Annotated in this window: 5 protein-coding genes and 1 pseudogene; 5 read left to right on the top strand and 1 reads right to left on the bottom strand. The window is 28.0% G+C overall.

From position 1 onward, the window contains the following. From ACRDDY_RS04565 to fghA, 5 genes and pseudogenes are all read left to right on the top strand, one after another. A pseudogene (locus tag ACRDDY_RS04565) lies at positions 1 to 467 on the top strand (hypothetical protein); the annotation flags it as partial. A gap of 140 nt (positions 468 to 607) precedes the next feature. After that, entirely contained in the window at positions 608 to 1,183 is a 576-nt protein-coding gene (locus tag ACRDDY_RS04570; protein ID WP_438563788.1) for a TMEM175 family protein, read from the top strand. Positions 1,184 to 1,375: 192 nt separating this feature from the next. Continuing rightward, entirely contained in the window at positions 1,376 to 3,397 is a 2,022-nt protein-coding gene (locus tag ACRDDY_RS04575; protein ID WP_438563789.1) for a hypothetical protein, read from the top strand. Positions 3,398 to 3,574: 177 nt separating this feature from the next. After that, complete coding sequence (locus tag ACRDDY_RS04580) at positions 3,575 to 4,705, top strand: S-(hydroxymethyl)glutathione dehydrogenase/class III alcohol dehydrogenase (RefSeq protein ID WP_438563790.1); 1,131 nt, start codon at positions 3,575 to 3,577, stop codon at positions 4,703 to 4,705. After that, the gene (fghA, locus tag ACRDDY_RS04585; RefSeq protein ID WP_438563791.1) at positions 4,695 to 5,528 is read left to right on the top strand and encodes an S-formylglutathione hydrolase; all 834 of its coding nucleotides are present in this window, start codon (positions 4,695 to 4,697) and stop codon (positions 5,526 to 5,528) included. The genes ACRDDY_RS04580 and fghA overlap by 11 nt, the downstream gene beginning before the upstream one ends. Before the next feature lie 36 nt (positions 5,529 to 5,564). Here the strand turns inward: fghA and ACRDDY_RS04590 are convergent, their stop codons facing one another. After that, entirely contained in the window at positions 5,565 to 6,512 is a 948-nt protein-coding gene (locus tag ACRDDY_RS04590; protein ID WP_438563792.1) for a hypothetical protein, read from the bottom strand. Between the last annotated feature and the right edge of the window lie 48 nt (positions 6,513 to 6,560).

Here is a 6,560-nt window from a genome sequence, read left to right on the forward strand (position 1 = left end):
TAAAACCAAATGAGAAGCCGGAAGTAAAGCCAGAAACAAAACCAGAAGTAAAACCAAATGAGAAGCCAGAAGTAAAGCCAGAAACAAAACCAGAAGTAAAACCAAACGAGAAGCCGGAAGTAAAACCAGAAACAAAACCAGAGGTAAAACCAAACGAGAAGCCAGAAGTAAAGCCAGAAACAAAACCAGAGGTAAAACCAAACGAGAAGCCAGAAGTAAAGCCAGAAACAAAACCAGAAGTAAAACCAAACGAGAAGCCAGAAGTAAAGCCTGAAACAAAACCAGAAGTAAAACCAAACGAGAAGCCGAAAGTGAAACCTGAAACGAAGCCTGAAAAAAATGTAATCGGAAATAAAGAAAATCCTAAAACAGGGGACACTTCAGAAATGCCTTTTGTAATAGCACTAATAGTTGCTCTATTAGCTTTAATTGGAATTAATATAAAAGGGAAAAATAAAAAGAAATAGTAAGTTAAGAATACCTAAGTTAAAGTATACTTAGGTATTTTGACTTTACAGAGAAAGAATAAGGATTTAGAATATTTAAATGAATATATTTTTTTAATAAGCAAATTATATAGATAAACTAAAGAGAAAAGAGGAATAAAATGAAGAAGAGCAGAGTAGAAGCATTTACTGATGGTGTTGTTGCTATAATAATAACTATATTAGTGCTTGGTGTAAAAATACCAGATGGACATAGTCTAAGTGATTTATGGAACTTAAGAGAAGTTTTCTTTGCATATGCATTAAGCTTTTTCTTGATTGGAACTTTATGGAATAATTATCATCATATGTTCCAAATAGCTGATAAAATAGATGGAAAGGTAATGTGGGCAAATATTGTTATGCTATTTTTCTTGTCGTTAGTGCCTTTTGCAACAGCATGGGTAGGTCAAAATTTAGGCCAATTAGTTCCTGAAATTACTTATGGAGTAGTATTTTTACTAATAGATTTAAGCTATTTTCTTGTAGCAACTATTCTTGTAAAAGTAAATGGAAGAGATTCAAAAGCTTATGCAACACTACATAATGAAAAGAAAGTATATATAACATTAGTTATAAATATTATTTCTATAATTTTAGGATTTATATATCCACCATTAGTTATGGTATTATGTTTTACTATAATATTATTATGGTTTGTACCAAACAAAAAAGTTGAAAAGTTAATATCAGAATAAGAAAAGAGGATAAATGAAAGTCAGTTTATGAAAATTGATTCTTATTTATTCTTTTTTAATTAAATAATATTGAAAATGAAAAAAATTAACATTATACTTAGTTAAAGGAAATTTATAGGTTCTTAGGAGTAATGCTTTATTTTATTTATCTAATTAGAAAATAGTAATTAATAAATAGAAATGGAGGAATGTATGAAGGTTAAATTTAATGTAACAGAAAAAAGCTTAAATAAAGCTTTGGGGAAAGAAAATAAACAAATTTTAAATCAAGTTCTTTTGGGGAAAAGTGGACAGAAAAGTTTAAAGGTAAATGATATAATATTTTCTATTTTAAGTATAATTGTAGGAGTAATGTTAATAGGAATTATGTCACCTTATGTAGATAGCATAACTATAAATGTGATGAAATTTGGATTTTTATTAATCATAATTGGAGCAATTTATATTATTTTCTTTAAAGAAAAGCTTAGTTTAAAATATCTTGAAAAAGAAAGAATGAAGTTTATTAAAGAGAGAAATAAGGATATACTTTTAGCAACAAATAATTATGAAAAAGAGAATTTTTCAGTAGATGGAATAATAGAAATAAAGGGTGATTTTATAGAAATTGATTTTGGAGGATTAAAAAAGGTATATGGAATAGATTCTATAAAAAGTATTGAGATGGAGTATGAAACTTTAATATTAGAATTTAAAACTAGAAAATATTTTATAAAAAAAAGTGATTTTAAATCTGAAAAAGATATAAAGACTTTAAAAGATTTATTAAAGGAAAAAAGAGAAAAAAGCGTCTATGAAATAGATGAAAAGATAAGTGAAGAAATTAATTTAAAAGATTATAAAATTTCACCAATAAAAGAAATTAATCCAAAGGTATTTATAGAGAATCTTTTTAAAGTTTACACTGGAAAAGAGACAGTATTAAGATCTATAGGTTTTATAGGATTAGCAATAACTCTAATAGGGACAGGAATTTTACAAAGTGAGGTTCTAAAATCTATAATTTTTGTTGTAATTACAATTATAACTATAAAAATTATGCAGAATAAGAAAGGGAATGTGACATTTTTTCATAATTCAAAAGGAAAGAGAAAATTTTATTCAGATTTAGGATTTAAAAGTATAAGAATATATATTGGAGAAAAAAATAATTATATTTTTAGTGGTGATGATATAACAATAGTACAAAAGAAAAATATGGAAATTAAAAAAGACGAAAATAAAATTATAGTAAATCTTTTCAATAAGGAATTTTTAGTTGCAAATAAAAATGTTAGTGAAGATAAAATAATTTTAAAGATGGAAAAAAGAATTAATGTAGGAGAAGAGTTAGTTGTAAATCTTAAAGAGGGAAGAAAGATTTTTAAAAGAGTATATAGAAATAAAAGATTAAAAATTTTTGTAGCCGTTTGGTGTATTTTAATATTAATTTTTGGAAATACAGATATTAAAAGAGTTGAAGGAATTGCATTAGTTTTATTTGGGTACATTGTCTTTTATCTCAATGGAATAAGACTTGAAAAAAAATTGAGTAAACTTTATAAAAAGATAAATTTAGATAAGGAAAAAAGTAAGGATGAGATTATAAATATTGAAATATTCCAAAAGAAATTAATAGTGTGGAATAGCAAGTATTTAAAATCAATTTATGATGTAAATAAAATTTCTATAGAAGATGAGCAAATTAAATTTGGAGCATTTGCAGTGCCTAAAGAAAATTTTTCAAATGAAGAAATAGAAGTTTTAAAAAATATAAATAAAGATGAAAAAAGAGAACTTGAAAATAAGGGATTAGAAGTAAAGGTTAGAGAAAATAATAAGGAAAGAGAAAAGATATTAAAATCTTATGAGTGCATTCCAGAAGGTGTTGTTACAGGTGGGTGCATAGGAGTAATTATAGCATGTATTGGAGTGACAGTATCGATAGGAGTAATAGGAATAGGACTTCTGATAGGGTCTTTAATAGTTTATAGAATTACAATAAAGACAATGAGAAATGAAGTAATAAAAGGAATTTTATCAAATACAGGTGGGTATATAAGAAATGATAAATTATATGTGGAGTTAAAGGATGTTTTAAGAAGGTATGACCTTAATTATTTAGATGTAGAATTTACAGAAAAAGAAATTTTATTAAAAAAAGATAATGAAGTTATACTTTTTATTGAAAATACGGAAGACGCAAACTTGTATTTTAAGATGAGAAAAATTTAAAGAGAAAGTACTTGAGTAGAAATTTACTCAGGTACTTTTTCTTTATTTAAAAGACACTGATAGAAATGTTAGTATTGTATATTAAATTTTACTATATTATTATTAATACATAAAGAACACATAAATCTTATTGTTAAGGAAAACAATAAGATTACTAAAAGAAAAGAGGTATAACAAATGAAAAGTAGAGCAGCAGTAGCATTTAAGCCAGGAGAACCATTAAAAGTTGTAGAGATTGATGTGGAAGAACCAAAGGCAAAAGAAGTATTAGTAAAAATTTTATATACATCTGTTTGTCATACAGATGCATTTACATTATCAGGAGATGATCCAGAGGGGATATTCCCATCAGTACTTGGACATGAAGGTGCTGGAGTTGTAGTTTCAGTAGGAGAAGGAGTAACTTCAGTAAAACCTGGAGACCATGTTATTCCTTTATATACAGCAGAATGTGGGGAGTGTGAGTTCTGTAAATCAGGTAAGACAAATCTTTGTAGTGCAGTAAGAGAAACACAAGGAAGAGGATTAATGCCTGATGGAACAACACGTTTTTCATATAATGGAGAGCCAGTATATCACTATATGGGGACTAGTACTTTCAGTGAATACACAGTAGTTCCAGAAGTATCATTAGTAAAAATTGAAGAAGATGCACCACTGGATAAAGTTTGTTTATTTGGTTGTGGAGTTACAACAGGAATTGGTGCAGTTCATAATACTGCAAAGGTTGAAGAAGGAAGTACAGCTGCCGTATTTGGTCTTGGAGCAATTGGACTTGCAGCTATTCAAGGATTAAAACAAGCAAAAGCAAAAAGAATTATAGCAATAGATATAAATGAAGATAAATTTGAACTTGCTAAAAAAATGGGTGCAACTGATTTTGTTAATCCATCAAAATTTTATAAGCCTATTCAAGATGTTATAATTGAAATGACAAATGGTGGAGTAGATTACAGCTTTGAATGTATAGGAAACGTTGAAGTAATGAGATCAGCCCTTGAATGTTGTCATAAAGGATGGGGAGAAAGTATTATAATTGGAGTAGCTGGTGCAGGTAAAGAAATTCATACAAGACCATTCCAATTAGTAACAGGAAGAGTATGGAAAGGTTCAGCCTTTGGTGGAGTAAAAGGAAGATCAGAATTACCAGGAATGGTTCATGATTATATGGAAGGAAATATAGACTTAGATTCATTTATAACACATCATTTAGAATTTGAAGATATTAATAAAGCGTTTGATTTACTTCATAAAGGAGAATCTATAAGAACAATCTTAACTTATGGAGAAAAAGAAAATGAAAAGTAATTTGATTGAAAAGCACACTATGTTTGGTGGAGAACAATGCAAATATAAACATTATTCAGAAACCTTAAAATGTGAAATGACATTTAGTATATTTAAACCTTCAAATAAAGAAAATAAAGAAACCCCTATTATATGGTGGCTTTCAGGGCTTTCATGTACTGATGATAATTTTACTCAAAAAAGTGGATTTCAAAGATTTGCAGAAAAGTATAATGTAGTAGTAGTAATGCCAGATACATCGCCAAGAGGAAAGAATATTCCAGATGATGAAAACTATGATTTAGGTCAAGGGGCAGGATTCTATATAAATGCTACAAAAGAGCCTTTCAAAGAAAATTATAAAATGTATACTTATATAACAGAAGAGTTAAGAGAATATATTTTAAAGTTAATACCAAACTTTTCAGGAAAAGAAAGTATAATGGGACATTCTATGGGAGGACATGGAGCGCTAGAAATAGGAATAAAAAACAATAAAAGATTTAAATCAATATCAGCCTTTGCACCAATCTTAAACCCAAGTGAAGCTCCTTGGGGAACAAAAATTTTCACAAACTATTTAGGTGAAAATAAAGAAGAATGGAAAGAGTGGGACAGCACAGAATTAATAAAAGAAAATGAAGCCCCACCAATTCTTATAATACAAGGAACAAACGATAATTTCTATAAAGAGCAATTAAATGAAGAGAGATTTCTTCAAAATGCAAAATTAAATAATCAAAATATAATTTATGAAAAGAAAGAAGGATATGACCACAGTTATTTTTTTATAGCTACGTTTATAGAAGAGCACTTTAAATTTCATATGAAATATTTAGGATAAAAAGAATGAGACACCAAAAAAGGTGTCTCATTTATTTTAGTTTGGAGCAAATGAAGGTCTAAAAGTTACAGGGTAACTTACATTTGGATTAGATGAAGGAACATAACTTCCTGACATTTGAGTACCATCATTACTAAAGCTAAGTTTATATAATCCTGTTGTTTTACCATTAAATGATTCAGTATATGCAATACCATTAGTTGGTTGTTGTACTTGTGGCGCATATGATAAGTTAAATACATTATTATCACCAGCATAAATCTCATAATATCCACCAGAATTGCTATTTTGTACAAGTGTTACAGGAGTTCCATTAACTGTTCCACAATAGAATGGGTAGGCATTATTATTTAAATAAGCTTGAAGGGATATTCCAACAAGGTTATTAGAACCAGGTTTTGAATATGTTCCACTAAGTGTTTCAGCATATGAACTTGAAGATAGCTTAAGCTTAAAGATTCCAGTGTTTTGTCCATTATAATATTCATAGAAAGTGAAATTATTATTTCCTAAAGAATCTATCTTAAGGGTAAAGACTTCATGTAATCTATCTAAATAATACTCATTAAGTATCAATTGATTATTAACAACTCTACCATTATTTAAAGGAATAATTATTGTATCCCCTTCAATATTTCCAACGAAATACTTAGCACCACTTAAAATTCCAGCAAAGTCTCCAGTTCCATTATTTTGAGGAGTAGTAGTACTTGTATTTACTACATTAGGTGTAGCCTGTGTATTACTAGGGGTATTAGCACTTTTATTTGAACTTGTATTAGATGAACTCGCTCCACTAGAATCAGTCTTAGCCTTACTATTAATATTAGTCTTTGAAGTAGTATTAGCTGTTGTGGAAGTTTCTTTTGCAGTGTTTTTAGAAGCTGTAGAGACAGAATCATTATCAAAAGAATAAATAAAAATACCAACACCAACGCCTATTACAATAGCTACTAAAACTATAATTGCAATTATTTTTTTCATTACTTAGCATCTCCTTAAATTTTAATAGTATAAGTATACTATTTCAAA

This window comes from Clostridium sp. (assembly GCF_051656525.1).
GTDB lineage: Bacteria > Bacillota > Clostridia > Clostridiales > Clostridiaceae > Clostridium.

Coding starts and splice junctions, on each gene's coding strand:
- fghA (WP_438563791.1), top strand. CDS start 4,695: ATGAAAAGTAATTTGATTGAAAAGCACACTATGTTTGGTGGAGAACAA.
- ACRDDY_RS04575 (WP_438563789.1), top strand. CDS start 1,376: ATGAAGGTTAAATTTAATGTAACAGAAAAAAGCTTAAATAAAGCTTTG.
- ACRDDY_RS04590 (WP_438563792.1), bottom strand. CDS start 6,512: ATGAAAAAAATAATTGCAATTATAGTTTTAGTAGCTATTGTAATAGGC.
- ACRDDY_RS04580 (WP_438563790.1), top strand. CDS start 3,575: ATGAAAAGTAGAGCAGCAGTAGCATTTAAGCCAGGAGAACCATTAAAA.
- ACRDDY_RS04570 (WP_438563788.1), top strand. CDS start 608: ATGAAGAAGAGCAGAGTAGAAGCATTTACTGATGGTGTTGTTGCTATA.